Here is a 25,474-nt window from a genome sequence, read left to right on the forward strand (position 1 = left end):
GCTCAGCCGTCGTGCTTTTCCAGAAATTCTTCCGCTGAGAGATTGCGGAAGTCGTCGAGGGCGACGCGCAGTCTGGCATGATCCCAGTCCCACCAGGCGAGCGCCTGGAAGCGCTCGGCGGTCTTACGGTCGAAGCGTTCGCGCAGCGGCCTGGCTGGCACGCCGGCGACGATGGTGTAAGGCGCAACGTCCTTGGTGACGACCGCGCCCGAGCCAACCGCAGCACCGTCGCCGACGGTGACGCCCGGCAGCACCGTCGAGCCATGGCCGAGCCAGGTGTCATGGCCGATGGTCACCGCGTTGGAACGGCGCCATTCGAAGAACTCGGTCTCGTGGCTGGCGTCCTCCCAATAGTCCGACGCGCGGTAGGTGAAGTGGTGCAACGTCGGCCGCCAGGTCGGGTGGTTGGTGGCGTTGCAGCGCACCGCGGCTGCGATATTGGAGAATTTGCCGACCGTGGTGCACCACAGGCTGCAGTCCTGCATGACGTAGGAATAGTCGCCAAGCGAGCTCTCGCTGATGCGGGTGCGCTCGGAGACCTCGGTCCAGCGACCGAGCGTCGACTGCGTCACCTCGGCCGACGGATGGATCCAGGGCTGTTCGGACAGCTTGCGGCTCATGCTGCAACCTTTCCGGCGGCGAAGGCGGTGACGTCGATGATGCGGTCGGCGACCGCCTCGCGCACGTCGGCGTCGTGGAAGATGCCGAGCAGGGCTGTGCCCTTCAGCTTCTTCTCCTCGATCAGGCCGATCACCACCTCGCGGTTGGTGGCGTCGAGCGAGGCCGTCGGCTCGTCGAGCAGGAGCACCGGATGGTCGGTGATGAAGCCGCGGGCGATGTTGACGCGCTGCTGCTCGCCGCCGGAGAAGGTGGCCGGCGGCAGGCTCCACAAGCGTTCCGGCAGGTTCAGCCGGCCAAGCAGTTCCGAGGCGCGGGCATGTGCCTCCGAGCGTTCGGTGCCGCGGGCAACCAGCGGCTCGGCGACGACGTCGAGCGCCGAGACGCGCGGCACGGTGCGCAGGAACTGGCTGACATAGCCGATGGTGTCGCGGCGCACCGAAAGCACCGTGCGCGGATTGGCGGTGGCGAGATCGACCAGCTGGCCGTGGTGCTCGACGATGATCTGGCCCTGGTCGACGCCGTAGTTGCCGTAGACCATCTTCAGGATCGAGCTCTTGCCGGCGCCCGACGGACCGCCGAGCACGGCGCATTCGCCTGCCCGGACCGAAAACGAGACATTGGTGACCACGGGCAGGCGGATGCCGCCGCGCAGGTGCATGGTGAAGGCCTTGGCGACCTCCGAGACGATGAGTGGCGTGGCCATGGTTACAGCCTTTCCTTTGAGAGCATGATCTTGTCCGAAAACCGGGAACCACTTTTCGGGATCATGCTCAGACCTGAAGGATGGAGGAGACGAGGAGTTGGGTGTAGGGCGCGCGCGGATCGTCGAGCACGCGGTCGGTGAGACCGGCTTCGACGACGTGGCCGTCCTTCATCACCATCATGCGCTGCGACAGAAGCCGGGCGACAGCGAGGTCGTGGGTGACGACGATGGCCGCCAGCCCGAGATCGGTGACCAGCCCGCGCAAAAGGTCGAGCAGGCGCGCCTGTACCGATACGTCGAGACCGCCGGTCGGTTCGTCCATGAACACCAGCCGCGGGCCGGTCACGAGGTTGCGGGCGATCTGCAGGCGCTGGCGCATGCCGCCGGAGAAGGCGCGCGGCTCGTCGTCGATGCGCTGCTCATCGATCTCGACGCGGCCGAGCCAGTCGATTGCGGTTGCACGGATGTTGCCATAGTGGCGGTCGCCGATGGCCATCAGCCGTTCGCCGACATTGGCGCCGGCCGACACCGTCATGCGCAACCCGTCGGCCGGGTTCTGGTGGACGAAGCCCCAGTCGGTGCGCATCAGGAAGCGGCGCTCTGCCTCGCTCATGCGGTAGAGGTCGCGCCACTGGCCGTCGCGCATGCGGTAGCTTGCAGTGCCCGACGTCGGCAGCAGCCGCGTCGACAGGCAGTTGAGCAAGGTGGTCTTGCCCGAGCCCGATTCACCGACGATGGCCAGCACTTCGCCGGGCCAGAGGTCGAAGGAGATGTCCTCGCAGCCGATGCGCGAGCCGTAATATTTGGACAGCGCCGTGACGCGCAGAAGCGGTTCGTCGGTCATTGTGCGGGCTCCAGGATTTCAGGCGAGAGGTGGCCGCGGTGGCCGCAGGCCTGGCGTGTCTCGCAATGGTCGGTGTCGGAACAGACGAACATGTGGCCGCCCTTGTCATCGAGGATGACCTCGTCGAGATAGACCTGCTCGGCCCCGCACAGGGCGCAAGGCTGGTCGAAGGTCTGGATCTCGAAAGGATGGTCCTCGAAGTCGAGGCTGACGACCTTGGTGAAGGGCGGCACGGCGTAGATGCGCTTCTCGCGGCCGGCGCCGAACAGCTGGAGTGCGGGCGACATGTGCATCTTCGGATTGTCGAATTTCGGCGTCGGCGAGGGGTCCATCACATAGCGGCCCTCGACCTTGACCGGATAGGCGTAGGTCGTGGCGATGCGGCCGTGCCTGGCGATGTCCTCGTAGAGCTTGACGTGCATCAGGCCATACTCCTCGAGCGCGTGCATCTTGCGCGTCTCGGTCTCGCGCGGTTCGAGGAAGCGCAGCGGCTCGGGGATCGGCACCTGGTAGACCAGCGTCTGGCCCTCGGTCAGCGGATACTCCGGAATGCGGTGGCGGGTCTGGATGATCGTCGCCTTGGCCGTCTCGGTGGTAACAGCGACATCGGCGACCTTCTGGAAGAAGGCGCGGATCGAGACCGCATTGGTGGTGTCGTCGGCGCCCTGGTCGATGACCTTGAGCACGTCGTCGGGACCGATGATGGCGGCCGTCACCTGCACGCCGCCGGTGCCCCAGCCATAGGGCATCGGCATTTCGCGGGATGCGAACGGCACCTGGTAGCCGGGAATGGCGATGCCCTTGAGGATGGCCCGGCGGATCATCCTTTTGGTCTGCTCGTCGAGATAGGCAAAGTTGTAGGTTGCGATGTCTGGTGCTGCGGTGGTCATTCTGCCGCCTCGCGCTGGTCGGTGTCGGTTGGTTGGTTGCGCTTTTCGTGCTCCGAGCGCATGCGGCGGACGAGGTCGAGCTCGGCCTGGAAGTCGACATAGTGCGGCAGCTTCAGGTGCTCGACGAAGCCGGTCGCCTGGACGTTGTCGGAGTGCGAAATGACGAACTCCTCGTCCTGGGCCGGTGCGGTGATGTCTTCTCCCAACTCGCCGGCGCGCAGCGCCCGGTCGCACAAAGACATCGCCATCGCCTTGCGTTCCGACTGGCCGAAGACCAGGCCATAGCCGCGGGTAAACTGCGGCGGCGCCTTGGCCGAGCCCTTGAACTGGTTGACCATCTGGCACTCGGTGACGCGGATGCGGCCGAGCGTGACGGGGAAGGGCAGTTCCGGCACGTCGAGTTCCAGCTCGACCTCGCCGATGCGGACCTCGCCGACGAAGGGATGGCTGCGGCCATAACCGCGCTGGGTCGAGTAGCCGAGCGCAAGCAGAAAACCCTCGTCGCCGCGCGACAGCGCCTGCAGGCGGATGTCGCGTTCCATCGGGAATTCAAGCGGCTCGCGGGTGATGTCGCCGGTGAGGTGGTCCTCGGGCAGCTCGCCATCGGCCTCGATCAGGCCTTCATGGGCAAGGATCTCGGAGACGCGCGCCATGCGCTGGCCGTCGCCCTCGCGCTGTTCGGGCTCAGCGATTGTGGGATCGTTTGCCAGTTCCGGGTCGAGCAGGCGATGGGTGTAGTCGAAGGTCGGGCCGAGCAGCTGGCCGCCGGGCAGGTCCTTGTAGGTGGCCGACACCCGGCGCTCGACCTGCATGGCGGCAGTGTCGATCGGCCTGGTGTAACCGAAACGCGGCAACGTCGTGCGATAGGCGCGGACGAGGAAGATCGCCTCGATCAGGTCGCCGCGCGACTGCATGACGGCAAGGGCGGCAAGCTCGCGGTCGTAGAGCGAGCCCTCGGCCATGACGCGGTCGATGCCGAGCGCCAGCTGTTCGACGATCTGGTCGATGCGCAGCGCGGGCACCGAGCGGTCGCCGCGGCGACGGTCGGCGAGCAGGCGATGGGCATTGGCGATGGCTGTTTCGCCGCCTTTGACAGCAACATACATATCAGGCCTCCATCGTCTTGATGCTGGTGGTTCGGGGCAGGCAGGCGACCGCATCGGGCGCCGCCAGGATGACGTCGACGCCGCGTGGGAAGCGGGCGCCGTTCTGCTTCCACTGCTCGACGAAATGGCGCGGCAGTGGCGTCGGCGCGATCGTGGCCGTCGTCTCGATGCCGGGGCCTTTGAGCTGGAGCGGCTCGCCTGCGGTCAGGCTTTCGACCTGCAGGATCAGCGTCGTCGACCGATCAGGATATTCCTGCGTGCCCTGAGCAAAGTTCTCGAAAGCGATCAGCGTCGCCGGATTGGCGACGAGGGCGAAATGCGCATCCGCTGCCGTTGCCGCCAGCGGCGCGCCGCTGTGGAAGGCGAGCCAGGATCTGGCCGCCGAAGCCTGGAGGCCGGTGTCGAGCCAGAGCGGCGCGTCGTGGTCGCACAGGGTGAGCGCCACAGCGCCCGCAGTCGCCGACAGCGGCGCTGGCGGCTGGGCCAGTGCCGCAACCGGCTGGATCGTGCCCGGTCGCGCCATGGCGTCCATGACGGCGCGGAAAACCGTCTGCGCGTCGAAAACGGGAGCGGTAAAACCGCCGTCGATAACGTCCATCTGTTCCATCAATCCTCTCCGCGAACCATGGTGAAGAAGTCGACCTTGGTGGCCGCCGTCTCGGCGCGCCGCGTGGCATCGGCCTCGATCTGGGCTGCACGCAGGGGGGCAAGAATCTTGTCCTCGACCTCGGCGCGGCGGGCCGGGTTCTGCCAGAGCGCATCGGTTATGGCCGAAAGCCTGGCCTTCTCCTTGTCGCGGCCGAGCGCATAGGCATGGCCGATCTCGCCGGTGGCCAGGCGCACCGTGGCGCGGGTCACGGTTGCCTCGCCGAAATTGAAGGGCGCGCCGCCGCCGCCGATGCGTCCGCGCACCGACACCAGGCCCGTCTCCGGCCCGCGCAGCATCTCGGCTTCGCCTGAAATGCCGGCTGCCGCGCACAGCCGCTTCAACTCGTCCACTGGCGCCAGCGAAAGCGCCGCCATGGCAGCCTTGCGCTGAGCCTCCAGTTCTCTTTCTTGCCGTCGGTCCATCTTCATCGCCGCTCCGTTCGTGTATTTGTCTATTGTTCTATACAAACGAACAACATACAATGGGCTTGTAGCGACGCTCCGTGACGGGCACATGACAGGTGGCAAGGCAGGGACGGCGGATTTGATCGGGCAGGGACAAAAACAGGCGGTGACGCGCAAGAGCGGGGTGGCGCTGTGGCGCCAGATCGCCGACCAGATCAGACAGGCGATATCGGCCGGCACCTTGGGCGCCGACGGCAAGCTGCCGCCTGAAATGGTCCTGTCCGAGCGCTTCGGCGTGAACAGGCACACACTGCGCAGCGCCATTGCGGCACTGGTGCAGGAAGGTGTGCTCAGGGCCGAGCAGGGCAGGGGCACCTTCGTCGAAAGCCGCCAGAAGCTGTCCTATCCGATCTCGGCGCGCACCCGCTTCTCCACCGGTCTGCGCGGCCAGACGCGCGACCGGCGCAGCAATCTTCTCGCCCATGCGGTGGAGCCGGCGGCGCGGCGTGTGGCCGAGGGACTAAGCCTCGCCGAGGGCGCGCCGGTGGTCCGGCTGGAGACGCTGAGCGAGGCCGACGAACGCCCGGTGTCGCGCGCCACCAGCTGGTTCGACGCGGCGCGGTTTACCGGCTATGCCGAAACCTATGCCGAAACCGGCTCGATCACGCTCAGCTTCCAGCGCTATGGCATCGAGGACTATTTCCGCAAGTCGACGCTTGTTTCGGCCCGCCATGCCGACGCCGCCGACCTCGCCGACCTCAAGCTATCTGCCGGCGCCATCGTGCTCGTCGCAGTCGCCGTCAATGTCGATGCCGAGGGCGTGCCGATCCAGTATGCCGAAACCCGCTTCGCCGCCGACCGGGTCGAGCTGAGCGTCTCGACCGAGGCGTGATCGGTTTGGCTCCGGCAGCTGACTGTCGTTGCTGCCAAGCCTGGGGCGCGCTATCAACACGGGGTCGACTGCCAGGCAGAGAAATCTGTGATGCAATATCGTCCCGAGGTTGACGGCCTTCGTGCTGTCGCCGTGCTGCCCGTACTGTTTTTCCATGCCGGTTTCACAAGTTTTTCGGGCGGCTTCATCGGGGTCGACGTCTTCTTCGTCATCAGCGGATATCTGATCACGTCCTTGATCGTCGAGGACATCAAGTCCGGTTCCTTCTCTCTTCTTGGATTCTACGAGCGGCGGTTCCGCAGGATTTCGCCGGCGCTGCTGCTTGTCTGCATGGCGACGATACCATTTGCCTGGGTGTGGATGGCGCCGCGCGAGTTCAATGACTACGGCCAGAGCCTGTTTGCGACCAATCTGTCAGTGTCCAACTTCCTGTTCTGGAGGGAGGCGAACTACTTTGGTGCCGATGCTGAGCTGAAGCCGCTTCTGCACACCTGGTCGCTTGCAGTCGAAGAGCAATTCTACCTGCTTGTTCCGCTTCTGCTGATGGCCTGGCGCGGACGCAGCAGCCTGATTTGGACTGTTGGCGCCATTGTCGTTGCAAGTTTCGCGCTGACCCACATGCTGGCAAGCCGTGCTCCGACTGCCAATTTCTATCTGTTGCCGACCCGGTTCTGGGAGCTTGGCGTCGGCACCTTGCTGGCTCTTGCCAGTTCCGATCGCCAGTGGCTTCAGGGTTTGGGTGCGCAGGCGCTCTCCCTTGCCGGGCTGGTCCTCGTGGTCGCTTCGATCTTGCTGCTCGATGGCAACAGGCCGTTCCCCGGCTGGTGGGCGCTGCCGCCCGTTGCTGGAACAGCACTGGTCCTTGTCTTTGCAAGATCGGGCACGCTCGCCGCCAGCATATTGTCATGGCGGCCGCTCGTTGCGGTCGGTCTCATCAGCTACAGCGTCTATCTTTGGCACCAGCCGCTGTTCGCCTTCGCCCGCATTCGCATGTTTGGCGAGGTGACAATGTCAATCTACCTGCTGCTGATCGCGCTGACATTGCTCCTGTCATATTTGTCCTGGCGGTTCGTCGAGCGCCCCTTCCGCAACCGTCGTCTCGTCAGCGGCAGGCAATTGTTTGCAACGATCGGGGTGATAGGAGGCGGGTTGATCATCTTTGGCGTGATCGCCGACCAGACGAACGGCCTGCCACTTCGTCATCCAAACAAGGCGTTTGCCAGCGCTGTCAACGAGCGCATGCGCATCAATTTCGGATTGAGCGATGGCTGTGAAGGCAAACTGCCTTTGCCACAGGCTTGCATGACGAGCGACAAGCCGGAGGTCATCGTGTGGGGCGACTCTTTTGCCATGCATCTCGTGGCAGGCATCGTGCAGTCCAAGCCCGATGTAGCCCTGGTGCAGTTCACCAAGAGCGACTGTGGTCCCTTCATCGACATCGCGCCGATCATGCCGCCCAAATATCCGGCAAGCTGGCCCGCAGACTGCCAGGCGTTCATCGATGGCGTGAAACGCTACGTCGAGAGCACACCGTCGATACGCTATGCCGTGCTTTCTTCGCCATTCGGCCAATATCTGGATGGCGTGCCTTTCGTCCTCTACGGAGGCAAGGTCGTGCAGGCCAGTCCAGAATTCATACGAGAGCGAATGAGGGCGACGCTCGAATGGTTCGTGAGCCACGGCATAACCCCGGTGATCTTTGCGCCGCCGCCCCGCGACGGCAGCGAAATAGGTGCCTGCCTGGCGCGGTCCAGATGGCTGGGGAGCGGTGCCGAGAACTGCCTGCTCGATCGGGCCGAGGTGAGGCGCTTCGGCAGGCAGGTGAACGAATTCCTTGACGATCTGAAACGAGACTATCGGGTCGTCGATATCGGCGATTTTCTGTGCGACGACATTGCCTGCAAGGTCGAGGACGGCGACGTGCTGATCTATCGCGACCGTGGGCACCTGTCATACGAAGGCTCTCGTTTCCTCGGCGAGAAAATGAATTTCTATGACATCATAACGGGGCACTCGGGCCGGCGCGGCAACGGGTGATTTTTGAATTCCGGCATCTGAATGCCAGCTATTTGTCGTCGACCTTGGCCCCGCTGCGCCGTACGCATGTGTATTTCATCCACAGCTACTATGCGGTTGCCTGCCATGAAATGTTGGTGGGCAAACAGATTTTTTCTAACAATGCTTGACAAGCGTCCGGTTTACAGAAAAATTCCAGTTTAGCGGAATTTGCGGACGGCATGTCGGAATTCAGAGCCGGTTGAGTGGAGGAATAAACACCGGCTCCAAAACGCTCCGTAGATCATCGCTGAACATACAGCTTCGCCGGCTTGTCGGTCGCATTGCCCATCGGCTTTGCGTGGCGGCCTCTTATTGTGCGGTCTCGGCCGCGCGCAATGAAATACAGCTTTCGAATGGGGAACATAATGAACAAGATTATCACCAGCCGCCGTACAGCGCTCAAGATGCTTGGCGGCGGCGCTGCCGCTCTTGCGATGCCGCATATCATCCGCCCGATCCCGGCCTGGGCCCAGAACGGCGTGCTGAACATCACCACCTACGACAAGTTCCTGCCGAAGGAATTCCTCGATAAGTTCCAGAAGGACACCGGCATCGAGGTCCGCATCCGCCTCACCGACGACCAGGGCAAGCAGTACAACCTGCTGACCGCCGAAGGCGCCAATCCCTCGACCGACATCGTCACCGTCGCCGGCCATCGCTATTCGCAGTTCATCAGCGCCAAGCTGCTGCAGCCGCTCGACACCGGCAAGATCGCCAACTGGAAGAACCTCAACACGGCCTACCAGGACGCTCCCTGGGCGCGCGTCGACGGCAATCTCTGGGGCCTGCCGATCCTGGCCGGTTATGAGGGTCTTGCCCGCAACGTCGACTATGTGAAGGACGCGCCGAGCTGGGACGTCATGTTCGACCCGCAGTACAAGGGCCAGACCTCGTACATCGTCAGCGACTTCATGACCATCGTCATGCAGTATCTCGGCCATGACGGCGACTTCGTCAGCTATGTCGACAAGGCCGACGTGGCGCAGAAGGCGACCAACGAGGCGCGCGACTTCCTGATCAAGCAGAAGGACATGGTCCGCAAATACTACGAGGCCGGCTCGGAAGTGCAGCAGATGTTCATCAACGAGGACATCTACCTGGCGCACTCGTGGTCGGGCCCGGCCGCCAAGCTGATCATGGACGGCCATCCGATCCAGCTGTCGGTGCCGAAGGAAGGCACGTTCGGCTTCTGCTACACACTCAACATCGTCAACAACGCGCCGAATGCCGAGAACGCCTACAAGCTTCTGAACGCCGTTCTGGAGACCCCGGAAGTGGGTGCTGCGATGACGCGCCAGTCGGGCTACAGCTCGACCATCAACGGCGTCGGCGACCTGCTCAACGATCGCGAGAAGCTCGCATCGACCCTGCCGCAGGAAGAGATCGAACGCATCATCTTCTTCTCGTCGGTCAACCGCGACATGAAGAACGAGATGATCGACCGCGCAACCGCCGAGGTGAAGGCGGCCTAAGGCTGCCTGGCCCCGATGCCGGAGCCTGTCCCGGGACGCTGCGACGTTCCGGGACAGGCGGCGGGGCCGCGCTTGTCCGAACTCTGCAACGCGCAATGACCGGCGACCGGCCCCACCGGCCGTCGCCGGTCGGCTTGCGCCCAACGAGATGGTCAGATGGTGACTAGCAACACGACTGCCGGATACGGCGCGCCGCGGGATGCGGCAGTGCCACGGTATTCAACCCGTATCGCCAAAATCGTCAATTCGAGCCTCTACCGCCACACGCTGGGGGCTGCGGTCGAGTCGCGCTGGGGGCGGCTGATCCTGCTCGCCGGCGTGCCGCTGGTCTGGCTGATCGCGCTCCATATCGGGCCGATCTATCAGATGCTGAAGATCAGCCTGCTGTCACACTATCCGGTGCAGCCGGGCGTCGAATCCCAATTCACGCTCGCCAACTACCGGCTGTTCTTCAGCGAGGCGCTGTACTTCTCGCCGCTGATCAAGAGCTTCATATTCGCGACCCTCGCAACGGCTTCCACGCTGATCGTGGTCTATCCGGTTGCCTATTATGTCGCCAAGGTCGTGCGGCCCGAGGGCCGCTCCAAGGCGCTGCTGCTGCTGCTGGTGCCGTTCTGGGCAGGTGAGCTGATCCGTACCTTCTCGGTCATCATGCTTCTGGCCAACCGCGGTGCGGTCAACGTGCTGCTGCGCGAGATCGGACTGATCGACCGGCCGATCCCGATGCTCTACACCTCGTTCTCGCTCGGCTTCGGCCTGGTCTATCTCATCTGCCTGTACATGCTGTTGCCGCTGTATTCGGCGATCGAGAAGATCCCCACCCAATATCTCGACGCTGCCGCCGACCTCGGCGCCGGGCCGTTCACGCGCTTCCGCAAGATCATCCTGCCGCTGTCGAAGGACGGCATCGTGTCGGGCTGCTGCCTGGTCTTCCTCACCTGCATCGGCGTCTTCGCCACCCCGATGATGCTCGGCGGCCCCAACACGGTGCTGTTCCCCGAAACGATCAGCGGCTTCTTCCACGGCGCCAGCGACAAGTGGCCGGTGGGCGCTGCCTTCGCGCTGATCATGCTCGTCACCGCGCTGATCGCAGCCGGCATCTTCATGCGCCTCGTCGGCGGACGCAAAAGGAGTGCAATCTGATGCGCAACATATTTGCCGATGCCCCGCGCGCGTCGCTGACCGCGGCCTACTGGGCCTTCATCCTCTATCTGCTCCTGCCGCTCACGCTGATGATGGCGATGAGCTTCAAGGGCGCCAATTACATCGCGTTCCCGATCGGCGAGTGGACGTTCGACTGGTACGTCCAGGTGATGCAGGACAAGCAGTTCCTGGACGCCTGCCTCTATTCGATCATGATCGCGGCGGCGACTACGGTTGCCGCAACCACCCTCGGAACCTGGATCGCCATGCTGATCGTGGCCGAGGGCATTCGCGGCCAGGTCGTCATCTTCGCCATCGCTTGCCTGCCGGCGGTCGTGCCGGGCATGATCTCGGCGATTTCGCTGCGCATCTTCATCTCGACCATCGACATGCCGACGGGGACGATGGCGATCATCCTGGGGCACACGGTGCACGCCGTGCCCTTCGTCGTGGTGATGGCGCTCACCCGCCTGCGCACGATGCCGGGCAATCTGGTCGACGCCGCCCGTGACCTCGGTGCCGACAGCGTCGTCGCCTTCTTCCGCGTGACGCTGCCCTATCTGTGGCCGGCGCTGTTCGGCGGTATGATCTTCTGCGTGCTTTTGTCGATCGATGACTTCGTCCGCACCTTCTTCCTGGGCGGTTATCGCCCGACCCTGCCGATGCTGATCTTTGCCAAGGTGCAGGGCGGCATGTCTCCCGAAATCAACGCCATGGCGACGCTCGTGCTGGTGGTTACCGCCGCCGTCGGGCTCTACGCCGAATACATGACCCGCCGCGCGAGGACCCGCTGATGGAACCCGTCGTCAAGTTCGACAACGTCACCAAGAGCTACGGCAAGCACGTTGCCGTCGAAAACCTGAACCTGAGCATTGAGCGCGGCAAGTTCGTCACGCTTCTGGGACCGTCCGGCTGCGGCAAGTCGACCTCGCTGCGCATGCTCGGCGGCTTCGAGACGCCGAATGCGGGCCGCATCCTGCTCGGCGGCAAGGACGTGACCCGGCTGCCGCCCAACAAGCGTAACGTCAACATCGTGTTCCAGGACTATGCGCTGTTTCCGCATATGAGCATCGCCAAGAACATCGCCTTCGGCCTGGAGCTGCAAGGGCACGACAACCAGCACATCCATCGCCGGGTGTCGGAGCTGCTCGAACTGGTGCAACTGCAGGATTTCGCCAAGCGCCTGCCGTCGGAGCTTTCGGGCGGCCAGCGCCAGCGCGTGGCGCTGATGCGGGCGCTGGCGCCGGATCCCGAGGTGCTGCTGCTCGACGAGCCGCTGTCGGCGCTCGACGCCAAGCTGCGCCAGCAGATGCAGATCGAGCTCAAGTCGATCCAGGAGAAGACCGGCAAGACCTTCATGTTCGTGACCCACGACCAGGAAGAGGCGCTGACCATGTCCGACACCATCGTGGTGATGAACAAGGGCAAGATCGAGCAGATGGGCGACCCGAACACGCTCTACGGCAAGCCGGGCAGCGTCTTCGTCGCCAACTTCATCGGCGAGACCAATCTGTTGCGCAGCACGGTGCTGGGCACCGAGGGCGATGTCGCGGCGCTGAACTGGAACGGCATCACCATCAAGGCCGAGCAGGGCGGGCTCACGCCCAAGGCTGGCGACCATCTTTATGTGGTGCTCCGCCCCGAGGCGATCCACTGCTCGACGGCGGAGCCGACCAGCGTCAACCGCATCAAGGGCAAGATCCGTCAGCGCGTGTTCAAGGGCAACCACACATCGCTGTCGATCGAGGTCGGCGACGGGGCTGTGCTCAACACGCTCGTGCATCCGTCCGACGTCGCGCAGATCTCCGGCGAGGACATCTGGGTCGGCTGGAAGGCCGAGAGCACGACGGTCATCCCCGATCGCCACGCGGTCAACTGAGGAGGGACGGCCGCACTGATCAGGTGCGGCCATCACGGGACAATGCCAAACGATGACCTCGAGGGAGCGGTGACCATGGCTTACGACGTACAGGCGCCGCTCAAGGCCGCAGCTGCCAATCTGGCAGAGCTGGAACAGCGGGTGCGCGACGATCTCGCCTGCATGTGCTATCCGCCCGCCAACTGGGTGGCGCCGACCAAGGCCGATGAGACGGTCCACGACGTCGTCGTCATCGGGGGCGGAATGTGCGGAATGGTGGCCAGCTTCGCGCTGCTCGCCGGCGGCATGCGCAACATCCGCATCTTCGACCGCAGCCGCGAGGGTTTCGAAGGGCCGTGGCTGACCTATGCGCGCATGGAGACGCTGCGTTCGCCCAAGCAGTTGGTCGGCCCAGCCTATGGCATGGCGTCGCTGACCTTCCGCTCCTGGTACATTGCCCAGTTCGGCAACGAGGCCTGGGCCGAGCTCGACAAGATCCCGCGGCCGATGTGGATGGACTATCTCCGCTGGTACCGGAAGGTGCTGGAGCTGCCGGTCGAGAACGGCGTCGAGGTCGACAAGATCGTGCCCGAGGGCGAGCTGATGCGCCTGACGCTGAAGGGCGAGGGCGCGCGCGAAAAGTCGGTTCTTGCCCGCAAGGTGGTGATGGCCACGGGACGCGACGGCATGGGCCATCCCAGCATTCCCGGCTTCGTCGCCGGCCTGCCGCGCAGATGCTGGGCGCATTCGTCCGACGCCATCGACTTTGCCGCCCTGCGCGGCAAGCGGGTCGTCGTCGTGGGCGTCGGTGCGTCTGCCGTCGACAATGCCGCCGAAGCACTCGAGGCGGGTGCTGCCGAAGTGCGCCACCTGGTCCGCCGCAAGCAGATGCCCACCGTCAACAAGCTGATGGGCATCGGTTCGTTCGGCTTCACGGCGGTGTTCCCGAAGCTCGATGATGCCAGGCGCTGGCAGATCATGAACTATTCGCTGCGCACCCAGACGCCGGCGCCGCGCGGCTCGACCATGCGCGTCAGCCGCCATCCGAACGCCTATTTCCATTTCGATGCGGCAGTCGAGAAGGTCGAGCTCGACGGCGAAGAAATCGTCATCACTACGCCTTCGGGCAAGACGGTGCGGACCGATTTTCTCATCCTCGGCACCGGCTTCACGGTCGATCCGCTGGCACGCAAGGAACTCGACGGCTACGCCGACAAGATCGCGCTCTGGCAGGACCGCTACACCCCGCCTGTCGGCGATGAGAATGGCGATCTGGGCAAGTTCCCCTATCTCGCCGACGACTTCACCTTCACCGAGCGCGAGCCTGGTACCGCGCCGTGGCTGTCCAACATCCACAGTTTCAATGCAGGCGCTGCCGCCAGCCTCGGCAAGATGAGCGGCGACATCCCCGGCATCAGCGAAGGTGCGGCCCTGCTCGCCCGCGAGATCGCCGCCAAGCTCTACCACGAGAATTTCGGCCAGCATTGGCAGCGGCTGCTCGACTACGACACGCCGGAACTGCGCGGCGACGAATGGACGCCGTCGTCGCTGCCGGACGACGAGCGGGTCGCTGCCCGCAAGCAGGCATAGGAGGAAGGCATGGCCGAAACGAAAGACGTGATCGCCGAGATCGTCGGCATCGAGCCGGGCAGCACGCTGGCGCAGGTGGTGGCGGGCCGGGCCGACATCATGGCGCTGACCCAGCAGACCCATGACGGCGCGCTGATGCCGGAAACGCCAGGCGGGCTGTCCCATGCCGAGCGCGCCGCACTCGCCTGCCGCATCGCCAAGATCAACGACGAGAGCGCGTTCGAGGCGCATTTCGAGGCGCTGATGGACGAGGCCGGCGCGTCCGACGCCACGGCCCGCATTGCCGACATCTGGTTCGACGGTGGCAGCGACGCAAGGCTCAAGGCGCTGATCCGCCATGTCGATCTCGTGGCGCATGCGCCCAAGGATGCGACCCGGCGCGACATCGAACTGCTGCGCGAGGCCGGCATTGCCGAGCCCGACATCGTCCGGCTGGCGGAGCTTGTCGCTTTCGTCAGCTATCAGATCAGGGTTGCCGCCGGGCTGCGGTTGATGCGGGGGCTGGCATGAGCAGGATCGTCCACGAATTCACCACCGACATCCCGGTCTGGAAGCCCTATGTGAAGCCGCTCGACCTTACCGAGGCGAGCCCCGAGCAGCTCGATGCGCTGAAGATCACGCCGTCCAATACCAAGGTATCGGACTATGTGCTGGTGCTGGCGCATGATGTGGAGACGCTGAAGCACCGAACGCCGCTGTTCAACGGCGTCATGTACAACAAGGGCGGCCTGTCGCGGGCCGAGCGCGAGATCGGCGCGGTCGGCGCCTCGATCGTCAACCGCTGCATCTATTGCGCTGCCGTGCATGCCGGCCGCTACAACCAGCTGACCAAGGACGAGACGGTTATCGACGCGATCTTTGCCGATGGCGTCGATGCCGAGATCGAGCCGCGGCTCAAGGCCATCCTCGATTTCTCGGTCAAGCTGTCCAAGTGTCCGCAGGACGCCAACGAGGACGACATGCAGGCACTTGTCGATGCGGGCCTCGCCAGGGACGAGATTCTCGACCTCATCTTGTCGACGGCGTTGTTCGGCTGGGCCAACCGGCTGATGCACACGCTCGGAGAACCGATCGCGGAATAGGCGCTGCCGCTGGGCACGGAGGAGGAAGGGGGAGCAGATGAACATAGCCAGTCCACCCGAAATCGGGCCGCGCCTGCAGGCGTTCCGCAAGGAGCGCAAGCTTACGCTCGCCGATCTGTCGATGATGTCGGGTGTGTCGCGCTCGGTGCTTTCGGAGATCGAGCGCGGCAGTGCCAATCCAACCTATGGCACGCTGTGGCACCTGACGCGGGCGTTGGATGTCGATCTCAACAGCCTGATGAGCGGCGCCTCGGAAGAGCGTGGCGACCGCATCGATCTGCAGCCGGAGAATTTGACGCCGACCATCAGGAGTGTCGACGGCAGCTGCACGCTGCAGATCCTGTCGCCGGCCGGAATGGTGCCGTTGATCGAATGGTACCTGCTCGATTTCGAGCCGCATGGCAGGCTCACCAGCGAGCCGCACGGAACTGGCACGGTCGAGCATCTGCACTGCACCGAAGGCGAGATCGTGGTGCGCAGCGCCACCTCGGAGATGATGGTGCGCTCGGGCGAGACGGCGCGCTACGCCGCCGACGTGCCGCACTCGCTGACCAGCGTCGGGCCGACCGCTGCCAGGGCATTCCTGGTCGTGGCATCAGCCGATGTCGGCAGCAGCGCGACGCGAGCCCTGTCGCGCCAGAAATGAACGTGCGGGTGCCGTTGCGCATCCGGGAAATGTTTTTGACCAGAAAGGATTGTTTGAAATGCGGGTAGGTATTGTCGGTGCGGGCTCGATCGCCTTCGGAACGGCGGCGTTTCTCGAACAGCAGGGCCACAAGGCGACTCTGTGGTCGCCGTCGGGCGAGCGCACCAAGGCATTGGCCAGGGGCGAAGCCCTGGTCGCACAGGGCGCGGTCGAAGGCACGTTCCACCCCGCTGCCGCTGAAAGCGCCGAGGCGCTGGTTGCCGGCGCCGAGGTCATCGTGATCGCGCTGCCGGCCTATGGCCACAAGGCGGTGCTCGATGCAATCGCGCCGTACATCCGCCCCGACCAGACCATCGTCATCAGCTCGCACGCTTCGTTCGGCGCGCTCTATCTGTCGCGCCTGCTCGCCGCGCGCGGCGTGGTCGCGCCCATCGTCGGCTGGGGCACAACAGTTGTTTCCGGTCGCCAGCTCAGCCCGACCTCGGTCAACGTCAACACGGTGCGCAAGAAGATCGACCTGTCGACGGTGCCGGCCTCGCGCAGCGCCGACGGCCTCGCCATCTGCCAGGCGCTGTTCGGAGACCGTTTCGTCGATCGCGGTAGCCTGATGGCCATCGCCCTGTCCAACCTCAACCCGCAGAACCACATGGGCATCGCGCTCGGCAACATGACGCGCATGGAGCGTGCCGAGACCTGGAGCCAGGGCCAGAACGTGACGCCGAACGTCGGCCGCCTGCTCGAGCAGCTCGACGAGGAGCGCATTGCGATCGCCACCAAGCTCGGCCTCGAAGTGCGCAACATCTTCCAGCACTTCCATCTGTCGTTCCACGTGCCGATGAGCTCGATCTCGCAGATGAACCAGGAGATGCATGAGGCCGGCAATGGCGGGCAGGGACCGACCACGGCCGACAGCCGCTACGTCACCGAGGACGTGCCGTTCGGCCTGGTGATGACCGCCAAGATCGGCCGCCTCGCCGGCCATCCGGCGGAACTGCACGAATCCGGCGTCAGGATTTTCTCGGCCATGTATGGCCGCGATTTCAATGCCGAGAACGACCTGCTTGCAGCGCTCGATCTCGATGCGATGTCGCTGGCCGAACTCAACGGCCTCTGCCGTGACGGATATGCGGTAGCTTAAGGTCTGGGTACCGCGGGTGCGGCGGCCTGGCGGCCGCTGCACCCTACTATTTCGGTGGCGCAGCAGACGTCGCTGCCGCGCGGAAACGGTCGGCGAATTGCTGCAGCTCGTCGCGTCCGATGTCCGAAACTGCCCAGTAGGAAAATGTGCCGTCGCTCCACTGCACAATCGGGAAGCCACCGGCGGAAAGGTCGGGCGTGCCGGCCTGCGGCGCTGGCTGGTCCTGCGGTATCGCGATCAAGGTGATCAGGTGCTTGCGTAGCTGGTAGACCAGCGCCGGCACCGGCTTGCCATCGATCACTTCGACACGACCGCCAACCAGCGCATATCCAACCGCCGACAGGTCGACCGCGGGCGGGGACACGCCGATCCGCGCATCGAGCCAGGGCTTGACCGTGTGACGGTCTGAGGATGCGACATCGACTGCGCTTGCCGCGAGCAGGCTGCGCCTGTGGCTGCCGGCGATTTCGGACGCGAAGCCCTGGGGTGCTGGACCTTGCGTCGCCCAATAGGTCGCGCTGCTCGCCAGGAAGGCCGTGACCAGGATCGAGGCGGCGAGCGCCCGCCAGTCGAAGGACTGATCGCTACGCCGCGCAGGCGCTGCCAAGGGCGTCCCTGCGTGATGCAGTTCTTCGATCCTTGCCAGCAGCTGCGGGCTCGGCTGTTGCGGCGGCAGGGCCTGAAATGCCGTTTTCAGCGCGACGATACGTGCATGTTCAGCCGCGAGGGCAGGGTCGCTGGCCATCTGTCGTTCGAGGGCGAGTGCCGTTGCCGCATCAAGTTCGCCATCGGCCAGCGCATGCAGCAGAAGCCTGATGTCGGGGGGATCGGTGGATATGGTGCCCGGCGTGGTCATTTGAGGTCCCCGAGTTCGGCGATCAGCAGGGCGCGCGCCCTGGAAAGGCGCGACATCACCGTGCCGATCGGCAGGCACAGCATGGTGGCGATCTCGCGGTAGCTCAGGCCGTTGACGTCGCGCAGCACCACCACCTCGCGGAACGGATGCGGCAGGCCGGAGATCGCGCCCGCAAGCGCTGCCGCATCGGATTTTGCAATCAGCGCTGCTTCCGGGGTCGCGTCATCCTGCCCGTCATTGCCGGCAAGGCCGTCGAGATCGGCGAGGTCGCCGGCCATGACAAGGCTGTGCGGGCGGTTCCTCGCCAACCAGCTGTATGAGCAGTTGCGCACGATGGCGAGCAGCCAGGCGCGGGCGCTGCCGCCGGCATAGGTCGAGATGCCGGCATAGGCCTTGAGGCACGCGTCCTGGACGACGTCCTCGGCATCGTCAGAACTGCCGGTAAGCCAGCGGGCCAGCGCCAGCGCGTCGCCGAGATGCGGCAGCACCACTTCGCCAAAGCGTCCGGCCGGTGTGTCTGTGTTCGGCACGACCTTGCCGGCCGGCGCGCTCATTTGGGCCTGCCGGCCGCCTTCATGGGCTGACGGTGATCTTGCCCTGCATATGCGGGTGGATGCCGCAGAAATAGGGAAAGTCACCAGAACTCGCGAATGTGAAGGCATAGGTGTCGCCGGTGTCAAGCGCCTTGGATCGGAACGACCCGTCCGCGGCCACGACCAGATGCGGAATGTCGTCGTCATTCTCGAAGACGACCGTCGTTCCCGCCTTGATCGCCAGGTCCTGAGGCGTGAAGGCGAAGTTCTCGATCTTGACGCGAACCGGGTCCGCGGCGCGCAGCGGCATGGGCATCGCTGCCGCGCCCAGGGCGACGAAGATCGCCAGCAGTGAAAGCCTGTTGGACGGCATGGCATTTTCTCCATAGGGCGGCATCGCCATTCATGCCCCGGCCAGGGTGGTGTCGATGATGGCAAGCTCGGTCTTGCCTTGCTTGACTGCGACATCGGTGATGCCGAGCAGGCTGCGCAGCTGTCCGGCCGGAACCGTCATCGGTCCGGGGGCGGGGGCTGTTCCGGGCGCGGGCTGGGGGAAGGCCGTCGAGCGCGCCGTGTGGAAGGTCACATTGCCTTCGACCTTCTGCATGATCTGATGGATGTGCCCGTTGAGCACGGTGACCGAGCCGAAACGCTTGAGCAGCGCCAGCGCCTGGGTCGAGTCGTCGGTGCCCCAGCCCCATTCGGGATAGATCGTCCACAGCGGGATATGGGCGAAGACGACGATCGGGGTGGAGGCGCTGACCGGTTTGAGGTCGTCGGCAAGCCAGGCGAGCTGTTCGGCACCAAGATTGCCCAGGCCACCGGCCTTGAGATTGACGACATTGACCAGGCCGACGAAATGGATGCCGTTCTGGTCGAAGGAAAACCAGCCTGCGCCCTTGGTGTTCTTGCCGTAGCGGTCGAGATAGGTGCGGCCGTTGTTCTCGTCGATGACGTCGTGCTCGCCCGGCACATAGTGCACGTCGAAGCCGGCGCCGCCGATGATCTCGCGGGCGGTATCGAATTGCTCGGCCTTGGACAGGTGGGTGATGTCGCCGGTGTGGATCAGGAAAGAAGGCTTGACAGGCAGGGCATGGATCTTGCCGATCGCCTCTTTCAGCGTGTCGATCGCATGCGGGTTGGCGGCCTTGTCGAAGCCTATGTGGCTGTCGGAAATCTGCAGGAAGGTGAAGCCGCCTGAAAGCGCTGAAGCGGCCTCGGCTTCGCCGAGCAGGTTGAGCGAGACGGGCACGCCGCCCGAGACGGTCCAGAGCACGCCGGTGCCGGCCCAGAGCATGCATTCCAGTGCATGGCGGCGGGTGATGCTGTCGCCGTCGGTGTCATCGCGATGGGAGGTCATGTCGGTCTCCTCCGCGCCATCATGGCGCATGCATGAAGGACCGCGGTGCGGCCGGGTTTATTCCCGGCGGGAAGCGGCCGGGGCTTCACAGCAGCGTGATGGCCGGCATCCGGCATCAGGCGACATCCGATGTCTCTCTTTGAGTTGCGGCCTCATCCGTCTGCGGCTATGCCGGATCCGAGTTTGCAGGACGAGAAGGCAGATCAGATGAAGACCGTTTCCACGTCGAAGTCGCATGGCGGCATCCAGGGTGTCTATTCGCATGCCTCCGAGGCCTGCGCCTGTGACATGACCTTTGCCGTATTCGTGCCGCCGCAGGCCAAGGACGGTCCGGTGCCGGTGCTGTGGTACCTGTCGGGCCTCACCTGCACCCATGCCAACGTCATGGACAAGGGCGAGTACCGGCGCCTGGCGGCCGAACTCGGCCTGATGATTGTCTGCCCCGACACCAGCCCGCGCGGCGAAGGCGTGGCCGACGAGAAGGACAACTGGCAGTTCGGTTCGGGCGCCGGCTTCTATGTCGATGCCACGCAGGCGCCGTTCGCCGCGAACTACCGCATGTACTCCTATGTCACGGAGGAACTGCCTGCGCTGATCGCCGCGAACTTCCCCGCCGACATGTCGCGCCAGGCGATCTTTGGTCATTCGATGGGCGGGCATGGCGCTTTGACCATCGCACTCAAGAACCCCGAGCGCTTCAAGAGCTGCTCGGCCTTTGCACCGATTGCCCAGCCATCGACGGCCGGCTGGTCGAAGCCGGCGTTGGAGAAATATCTCGGCCCGGACGAGGCCGCATGGCGCGCCTATGATACGACGCTGCTGATCGAGGACGGCAAGCGCTTCCCGGAGTTCCTGGTCGACCAGGGTTCCGCCGACGGTTTCCTCAACGACGGCCTGCGCCCCTGGCTGCTCGAGGAGGCGTGCGGCAAGGCCGGCATCGGCCTCTCCCTGCGCATGCAGGACGGCTATGACCATTCCTACAACTTCATCTCGACCTTCATGGACGACCACCTCAAATGGCACGCCGAACGGCTGCGCTGAGACGCGGCTGATCAAGCTTTAGTGCCGTACGGACTGGTCGTGCGGTACCTAAAGAAGCGCTCCGGTTTCGCGCGTGAAGGTGTCGATCAGAAGACGCACGCCCGGCAGCATGCCGCGGTTGGCAGCATGGACAAGCGAAATATCCAGGCTGGGGCCGGCCCAGCCGGGCAACACGTGGATGGCGGTTCCCTCTGCGACCATCCTGCGGCCGACGAAAGTCGGCAACCGGCCAATGCCGAGCCCGGCTTCGATGGCCTCTGCGATGGCACGCACGCTGTTGGCTGACATGCGCGGCTTGAACTCGATTTTCACCGGCTTGTGGGCGTCGTGATGAAGTGCCCAGGTCTGGCTTTCGCTCGGGGCGATCTGCTCGCCGATCAGCGGGCAGCCGGCGAGTTCGCCTGGGCGTGACGGCATGCCATGCGCAGCGATCAGGGACGGGGCGGCAAACATCGATGCCTCCGTGCTGCCGATCTTGCGGCGGATCAGCGAGGAATCCTTGAGCTTTCCGACGCGCACGGCAAGGTCGTACCCTTCGGCGACGAGATCGACGTAACGATCGGAAACGTCGATCTCGCAGCGCAGCTTCGGGTTGGCGGCGACGAAGCGCGCCACGATCCTGCCGAGGCCGGCCTCGACCAGCACCGACGACATGGTCAGCCTGAGCCGCCCGGAAGGCTCGGCCACCGCATGGGCTGCCTCGTCGGTTGCCCGCTGCAGAGCGTCGACGATCAGCCGGCCATGAATGAGGAAGCGCTTGCCCGGCTCGGTCAGCGACGAGCGCCGTGTCGTCCGCGCGATCAGCCTGACGCCGAGATGCTCCTCCAGCTCGGCCACCCGTTTGCTGACGGTCGCCAGCGGAACACCCATGGCGCGAGCCGCTGCGGTGAAGCTGCCCGTCTCGGCAACGCGGGTGAAGATGACGACGGCCTCGACCGGCGGAAGGCGTTCAACGGTCGGCCCCGGCGTTTTTTCATTATCTACCATTGTAGATACTCATTCCAGTTTGACCAAATTATCGCGCATGTCGGGATAATCTATCTTCTCCCCATGAACCAGATGTTTTCACACTCCTCACCCGAAGCCGGCACGCCGGCACAATCCGCGCGGCTGATGCTGGCAATCATCTGCGGCGCCCAATTCCTGGTGGTCATCGACGCCGTCGTCCTGATGGTTGCCGGCCCGGCGCTGGCGCAAGCCCTCGGCGCCAACGAACGCGACCTGCAATGGGTCTTCAACGCCTATGCGCTCACCTTTGGCGGGCTGCTGCTCCTGGCGGGCAGGGCGGGCGACCGCATCGGCCACCGCCGCGTTTTCGCCGCCGGCGCGCTGGTCTTCGCGCTGTCTTCGCTCATCGGCGCCTTCAGCCAGTCGATGGCGATGCTGATCGCCGCAAGGGGCCTGCAGGGTGTCGGCTCCGCCATGCTGGCGGCCAATTCGCTGGCTCTGCTCACCTTGCACTTCCTCGCCGGCCCGTCACGGTTGCGCGCGCTCGGGCTGTTCGCCTCGTCGGCGACTGTCGGTGTTGCGTCCGGCACCTTGCTCGGCGGCCTTCTCACGAACTATTTCGGCTGGTCGTCGGTGCTGCTCGTCAATGTACCGCTCGGCCTCGCCATGGCCTGGGCCACGAGCAGGACGAAGGGGCAGTCCGAAACCGAAGCGGCGTCCGCAGCTGGCTTGGACTGGGCCGGTGCGGCCACGGCAACCCTTGGCTTCGCTGCCCTTACTCTTGGCATTGCCGAGATGGCGGCGCCGACCCCCATGACCTTGGCTATCCTGGCTGCTGCCATGGTGCTGCTCGGTGCCTTCGTCGCCATCGAGCGTCGCAGCGCCGCTCCGCTGCTCGACCTCGGCGTGCTCCGTCTCCGTCCTGTCGCGGCCGGCAACGCGCTGATTTTCGTCCACTCCGCCGGCCCGCTGGTCATGCTGTTTTTCGGGTCCCTGTACTTCCAGCAGGTGCGCGGTCTGCAACCGCTCGAAACCGGGCTGCTGTTCCTGCCAATGGCGCTTGCCTCGATCGCCGGGGCGCGTTTTGCTCCCGCCGCCATGGGGCGCCTTGCCCCGCGCATCATCGTGGCGCTCGGCTTTGTCTTGATGGGTGTCTCGGCCCTCATCCTGTCCTGGTTGCCGGCGGCGCCCGAGCCCTTCATCGCTGCGTCATCCGTGGCCTTCGCCATCGGCGGCTTCGGCTCGGCGCTTTCCTTTGTCTGCCTGACGGAAGCCGCAACCTCGTCGGCCAGAAAGGGCGAGGCAGGTATGATCTCGGGGCTGGTCAACACCTCGTTGCAGATGGGCGGTGCGTCGGTCCTCGCTTCGACCCTTGTCATTGCGGCAGTGGGCTCGTCCGCTCCGCTCGACGTTCATTCCAGTGCTTTCACCGCCGCTGCCGCTATCCTGCTTGCAGGCGCTGCCGCTGGCTTCTTCCTGCTCCCAGGCAAGTCCGGGCGGGCAGGGGCCTAGACATCGACAAACCCTCACAAACTTCCAGGAAAACCATCATGCGCCTCAACCGCAGGGAACTCGCCGCCATGTCTTTGTCCGCCCTCATGTTCGCCGCCGATGCCAGCGCCGAGACCGCCGCACCGGCGCCCGGACAACCAGCGCCGACGATCACCGACCCGCTTGGTCTCGTCGATCCCGAGCTTCGCCCGATCCTCGACCGGATCCCGCCGCTTCATCTCGGCATGGACAATCTGCAGGCGGTGCGCGGCACCCAGTTCCCTCCGGCCTTGCCGCTGCCGGCCATCCAGCCCGAGGACCGGTTCATTGCCGGCGGCGAGGGCAATTCGAAGCTGCGGATCGTCGTCCTCGATCCTGCCCCGGAGCGTTCCGCCAAGCCCGCGATCCTGCATATCCATGGCGGTGGTCTGGTCGTCGGCAAGCCGGAGGTCGCGATACAGGAACTGCAGCACCTGTCGGCCGAACTCGGCGCCGTCGTGGTGTCGGTCGACTATCGCCTCGCGCCCGAATATCCGTTTCCGGCCGGCCTGAACGACGCCTATGCGGCGCTCGCATGGCTGCATGGATCGGCGGAGGAGCTTGGTATCGATCCGCAACGCATCGCCGTGATGGGTGAAAGCGCGGGCGCGGGGCTGGCGGCAGCCGTCTCGCTCCGGGCACGCGACCGGAAAGAACTCCCGATCCGCTTCCAGCTGTTGCGCTACCCGATGCTCGACGACCGCACCGCTCTGCGCACGCCGCCCGCCCATGTCGGTACTTTCATCTGGAACTGGCAGTCTAACCTCTTCGGCTGGACATCTGCGCTTGGCCGCAAGCCGGTCATGGACGACGCGCCCGCGGAGGCCGTGCCGGCACGCGCAACCAGTTTCGGTGGCCTTCCGTCCACCTGGATCGGGGTGGGCACGCTCGATCTGTTCGCGCAGGAATCGATCGGTTTCGCGGCGCGACTGATGGAGGCCGGCGTGCCGGTCGAAATGTCGGTGGCGCCGGGTGCATACCACGGCTTTGACAGCATGGTTCCGCAGGCGCGCATCTCCGCCGCCTTCGCAGCCAGCTGGAAATCCGCCCTCGGGCGCGCATTGGGCGTCGACTAAGTCACGACAGGCCTGAGCCCACCGGTGGCTGTCTTACGTCTAGCCCTGGGCAGCCGCGCTGACGGCGGGTGACGTATCAACGGTCCAGGCGGTGCCGGGGCGCGAGCGGGCACAGAAGGCGCTGGCGCTCTGGCGGGCATATTCGGCAACCAGCTGAATGATCTTCTGGTGGGTGGACGACTGGTAGGTGGCGACGATCGGCATGGGCGGGAACCATTTCGCCACGTCCATCTGGTGCAGCAGCCCCAGCTTGAGCTCGCGTTCGATGGTGACGGTGGGAAGTGCGGCCACGCCGAAGCCGTCGATCAAAAGGTTGATGATGGCGAACAGCGAGTTCGAACTGGTCATCTTCGAGGCCAGCACGCGCTCGTCCTGGAAGTAGGGCGCGATCTGGCGGTAGGGCGGGGTGTCCTTGGGAAAGGTCACGATCGGCATGCGCGCCAGCTCGTCGACGCTGTAGGTCTGGCCTTGCTGCACCAGCTTGGGCGAGCCGGCCCAGGTCATCTGCCAGACGCAGGCGATGAAGCTGCGGAAGCCGTCGCCGATGGCGGGGTCGAGGCAAAAGATCAGGTCGAACTTGCCGCGTTCCATATGATGGACGAGGTCGGACGTGGCCTCGACGGTCAGCTCGATGCGGAGGTTGGGTGCTTCCTCGCGCAGCGTCTCCACCAGCTGCGGCATCCAGGTCGAGGCGACCGAGTCGATGACGCCGATGCGGATGGTGGTGGTGGCGGCGCGGTAGCCCTGCTTGAGCTCGCCGCGAAGGTCCTGAAGGTTCTCGATGACGCCCTGGAACACTTCGAGGGCGCGTTCGCCCTCCGGCGTCAGCCGGAATTCGCGGTCGCCACGATGCACCAGCCGGCAGCCGAACTCGGCTTCGAGCGCAGCCAGCCTGGTTGAAATGGCCGGCTGCGTCGTGTTCAGCTCCTGGGCTGTGCGCCCGAAGTGGCGGTTGCGCGCCAGCACGAGGAAAGTGTTCAGGTCGAGGATACGCATGGCGTATCTTCTACCAGAAAAGCGTGCCGGCACCATGA

Annotated in this window: 27 protein-coding genes; 14 read left to right on the forward strand and 13 right to left on the reverse strand. The window is 64.9% G+C overall.

Annotated features, from left to right (window positions below; all coding sequences use genetic code 11):
• Positions 1-2 precede the first annotated feature (2 nt).
• The 7 genes from NDO48_RS12985 to phnG form a co-directional block, all read right to left on the reverse strand.
• The gene (locus NDO48_RS12985; RefSeq protein ID WP_018429182.1) at positions 3-620 is read right to left on the reverse strand and encodes a DapH/DapD/GlmU-related protein; all 618 of its coding nucleotides are present in this window, start codon (positions 618-620) and stop codon (positions 3-5) included.
• Positions 617-1,324, reverse strand: coding sequence for a phosphonate C-P lyase system protein PhnL (phnL, locus tag NDO48_RS12990; RefSeq protein WP_267321590.1), 708 nt, complete (start codon positions 1,322-1,324; stop codon positions 617-619). The genes NDO48_RS12985 and phnL overlap by 4 nt, the downstream gene beginning before the upstream one ends.
• Positions 1,325-1,391: 67 nt before the next feature.
• The gene (phnK, locus tag NDO48_RS12995) at positions 1,392-2,168 is read right to left on the reverse strand and encodes a phosphonate C-P lyase system protein PhnK (RefSeq protein ID WP_267321591.1); all 777 of its coding nucleotides are present in this window, start codon (positions 2,166-2,168) and stop codon (positions 1,392-1,394) included.
• Complete coding sequence (locus tag NDO48_RS13000) at positions 2,165-3,058, reverse strand: alpha-D-ribose 1-methylphosphonate 5-phosphate C-P-lyase PhnJ (RefSeq protein ID WP_018429179.1); 894 nt, start codon at positions 3,056-3,058, stop codon at positions 2,165-2,167. Before NDO48_RS13000 ends, phnK begins: the two co-directional genes overlap by 4 nt.
• Positions 3,055-4,164 (reverse strand): carbon-phosphorus lyase complex subunit PhnI, encoded by a 1,110-nt coding sequence (locus tag NDO48_RS13005; protein ID WP_267321592.1) that lies wholly within the window; start codon positions 4,162-4,164, stop codon positions 3,055-3,057. Before NDO48_RS13005 ends, NDO48_RS13000 begins: the two co-directional genes overlap by 4 nt.
• A gap of 1 nt (position 4,165) precedes the next feature.
• Positions 4,166-4,771 carry a phosphonate C-P lyase system protein PhnH gene (gene phnH / locus NDO48_RS13010; protein WP_416377199.1) on the reverse strand — a complete coding sequence of 202 codons (606 nt, stop codon included), beginning with the start codon at positions 4,769-4,771 and terminating at the stop codon, positions 4,166-4,168.
• Positions 4,771-5,241, reverse strand: coding sequence for a phosphonate C-P lyase system protein PhnG (gene phnG, locus NDO48_RS13015; protein WP_026227443.1), 471 nt, complete (start codon positions 5,239-5,241; stop codon positions 4,771-4,773). Before phnG ends, phnH begins: the two co-directional genes overlap by 1 nt.
• 85 nt (positions 5,242-5,326) lie before the next feature.
• Here phnG and phnF point away from each other — a divergent pair, with 85 nt between their 5' ends.
• The 11 genes from phnF (at position 5,327) to NDO48_RS13070 (ending at position 17,096) form a co-directional block, all read left to right on the forward strand.
• A complete protein-coding gene (phnF, locus tag NDO48_RS13020) occupies positions 5,327-6,109 on the forward strand; it encodes a phosphonate metabolism transcriptional regulator PhnF (protein ID WP_267321593.1) in 783 nt (260 codons plus the stop codon).
• 90 nt (positions 6,110-6,199) lie between these two features.
• Complete coding sequence (locus NDO48_RS13025; RefSeq protein ID WP_267321594.1) at positions 6,200-8,146, forward strand: acyltransferase family protein; 1,947 nt, start codon at positions 6,200-6,202, stop codon at positions 8,144-8,146.
• A 386-nt stretch (positions 8,147-8,532) separates the two neighbouring features.
• Positions 8,533-9,639 carry an extracellular solute-binding protein gene (locus NDO48_RS13030; protein WP_267321595.1) on the forward strand — a complete coding sequence of 369 codons (1,107 nt, stop codon included), beginning with the start codon at positions 8,533-8,535 and terminating at the stop codon, positions 9,637-9,639.
• Positions 9,640-9,795: 156 nt separating this feature from the next.
• Positions 9,796-10,782, forward strand: coding sequence for an ABC transporter permease (locus NDO48_RS13035; RefSeq protein ID WP_323848099.1), 987 nt, complete (start codon positions 9,796-9,798; stop codon positions 10,780-10,782).
• The gene (locus NDO48_RS13040) at positions 10,782-11,576 is read left to right on the forward strand and encodes an ABC transporter permease (RefSeq protein WP_267321597.1); all 795 of its coding nucleotides are present in this window, start codon (positions 10,782-10,784) and stop codon (positions 11,574-11,576) included. The genes NDO48_RS13035 and NDO48_RS13040 overlap by 1 nt, the downstream gene beginning before the upstream one ends.
• Positions 11,576-12,661: an ABC transporter ATP-binding protein gene (locus NDO48_RS13045; protein WP_018429169.1), complete on the forward strand. Its 1,086-nt coding sequence runs from the start codon at positions 11,576-11,578 to the stop codon at positions 12,659-12,661. Before NDO48_RS13040 ends, NDO48_RS13045 begins: the two co-directional genes overlap by 1 nt.
• 75 nt (positions 12,662-12,736) lie before the next feature.
• Positions 12,737-14,230, forward strand: coding sequence for an NAD(P)-binding domain-containing protein (locus tag NDO48_RS13050; RefSeq protein ID WP_267321598.1), 1,494 nt, complete (start codon positions 12,737-12,739; stop codon positions 14,228-14,230).
• A gap of 9 nt (positions 14,231-14,239) precedes the next feature.
• On the forward strand, positions 14,240-14,740 hold the full coding sequence (locus tag NDO48_RS13055) for a CMD domain-containing protein (RefSeq protein ID WP_267321599.1): 501 nt from the start codon (positions 14,240-14,242) through the stop codon (positions 14,738-14,740).
• A complete protein-coding gene (locus NDO48_RS13060) occupies positions 14,737-15,312 on the forward strand; it encodes a peroxidase-related enzyme (RefSeq protein WP_267321600.1) in 576 nt (191 codons plus the stop codon). Before NDO48_RS13055 ends, NDO48_RS13060 begins: the two co-directional genes overlap by 4 nt.
• 37 nt (positions 15,313-15,349) lie before the next feature.
• Positions 15,350-15,958, forward strand: coding sequence for a helix-turn-helix domain-containing protein (locus NDO48_RS13065; RefSeq protein WP_018429165.1), 609 nt, complete (start codon positions 15,350-15,352; stop codon positions 15,956-15,958).
• A gap of 58 nt (positions 15,959-16,016) precedes the next feature.
• Entirely contained in the window at positions 16,017-17,096 is a 1,080-nt protein-coding gene (locus NDO48_RS13070) for an NAD/NADP-dependent octopine/nopaline dehydrogenase family protein (RefSeq protein WP_267321601.1), read from the forward strand.
• Between the two features lie 46 nt (positions 17,097-17,142).
• Here the strand turns inward: NDO48_RS13070 and NDO48_RS13075 are convergent, their stop codons facing one another.
• Genes NDO48_RS13075 through NDO48_RS13090 form a run of 4 tightly spaced genes read right to left on the reverse strand, consistent with a single transcriptional unit; the run spans position 17,143 to position 19,845 of the window.
• Positions 17,143-17,952 carry an anti-sigma factor family protein gene (locus NDO48_RS13075; RefSeq protein ID WP_267321602.1) on the reverse strand — a complete coding sequence of 270 codons (810 nt, stop codon included), beginning with the start codon at positions 17,950-17,952 and terminating at the stop codon, positions 17,143-17,145.
• Positions 17,949-18,506: a sigma-70 family RNA polymerase sigma factor gene (locus tag NDO48_RS13080; RefSeq protein ID WP_267321603.1), complete on the reverse strand. Its 558-nt coding sequence runs from the start codon at positions 18,504-18,506 to the stop codon at positions 17,949-17,951. The genes NDO48_RS13075 and NDO48_RS13080 overlap by 4 nt, the downstream gene beginning before the upstream one ends.
• Before the next feature lie 19 nt (positions 18,507-18,525).
• Entirely contained in the window at positions 18,526-18,858 is a 333-nt protein-coding gene (locus tag NDO48_RS13085) for a cupredoxin domain-containing protein (RefSeq protein ID WP_018429161.1), read from the reverse strand.
• A gap of 30 nt (positions 18,859-18,888) precedes the next feature.
• Positions 18,889-19,845, reverse strand: a complete 957-nt coding sequence (locus NDO48_RS13090) for a metallophosphoesterase family protein (protein WP_267321604.1) — start codon at positions 19,843-19,845, stop codon at positions 18,889-18,891.
• A gap of 207 nt (positions 19,846-20,052) precedes the next feature.
• Between NDO48_RS13090 and fghA the strand changes: the two genes are divergently transcribed.
• Complete coding sequence (fghA, locus tag NDO48_RS13095) at positions 20,053-20,886, forward strand: S-formylglutathione hydrolase (RefSeq protein ID WP_026227438.1); 834 nt, start codon at positions 20,053-20,055, stop codon at positions 20,884-20,886.
• A 48-nt stretch (positions 20,887-20,934) separates the two neighbouring features.
• On the opposite strand, the gene NDO48_RS13100 is transcribed toward fghA, so the two are convergent.
• The gene (locus NDO48_RS13100) at positions 20,935-21,873 is read right to left on the reverse strand and encodes a LysR family transcriptional regulator (protein ID WP_267321605.1); all 939 of its coding nucleotides are present in this window, start codon (positions 21,871-21,873) and stop codon (positions 20,935-20,937) included.
• A 72-nt stretch (positions 21,874-21,945) separates the two neighbouring features.
• Between NDO48_RS13100 and NDO48_RS13105 the strand changes: the two genes are divergently transcribed.
• Entirely contained in the window at positions 21,946-23,346 is a 1,401-nt protein-coding gene (locus NDO48_RS13105) for an MFS transporter (RefSeq protein ID WP_267321606.1), read from the forward strand.
• An 86-nt stretch (positions 23,347-23,432) separates the two neighbouring features.
• Positions 23,433-24,440: an alpha/beta hydrolase gene (locus NDO48_RS13110; protein WP_267321607.1), complete on the forward strand. Its 1,008-nt coding sequence runs from the start codon at positions 23,433-23,435 to the stop codon at positions 24,438-24,440.
• Positions 24,441-24,479: 39 nt separating this feature from the next.
• Here NDO48_RS13110 and NDO48_RS13115 read toward each other — a convergent pair whose 3' ends face one another.
• Complete coding sequence (locus NDO48_RS13115; protein ID WP_018429155.1) at positions 24,480-25,436, reverse strand: LysR family transcriptional regulator; 957 nt, start codon at positions 25,434-25,436, stop codon at positions 24,480-24,482.
• Positions 25,437-25,474 lie beyond the last annotated feature (38 nt).

The organism is Aminobacter sp. MET-1 (assembly GCF_026521175.1).
Lineage (GTDB): Bacteria > Pseudomonadota > Alphaproteobacteria > Rhizobiales > Rhizobiaceae > Aminobacter.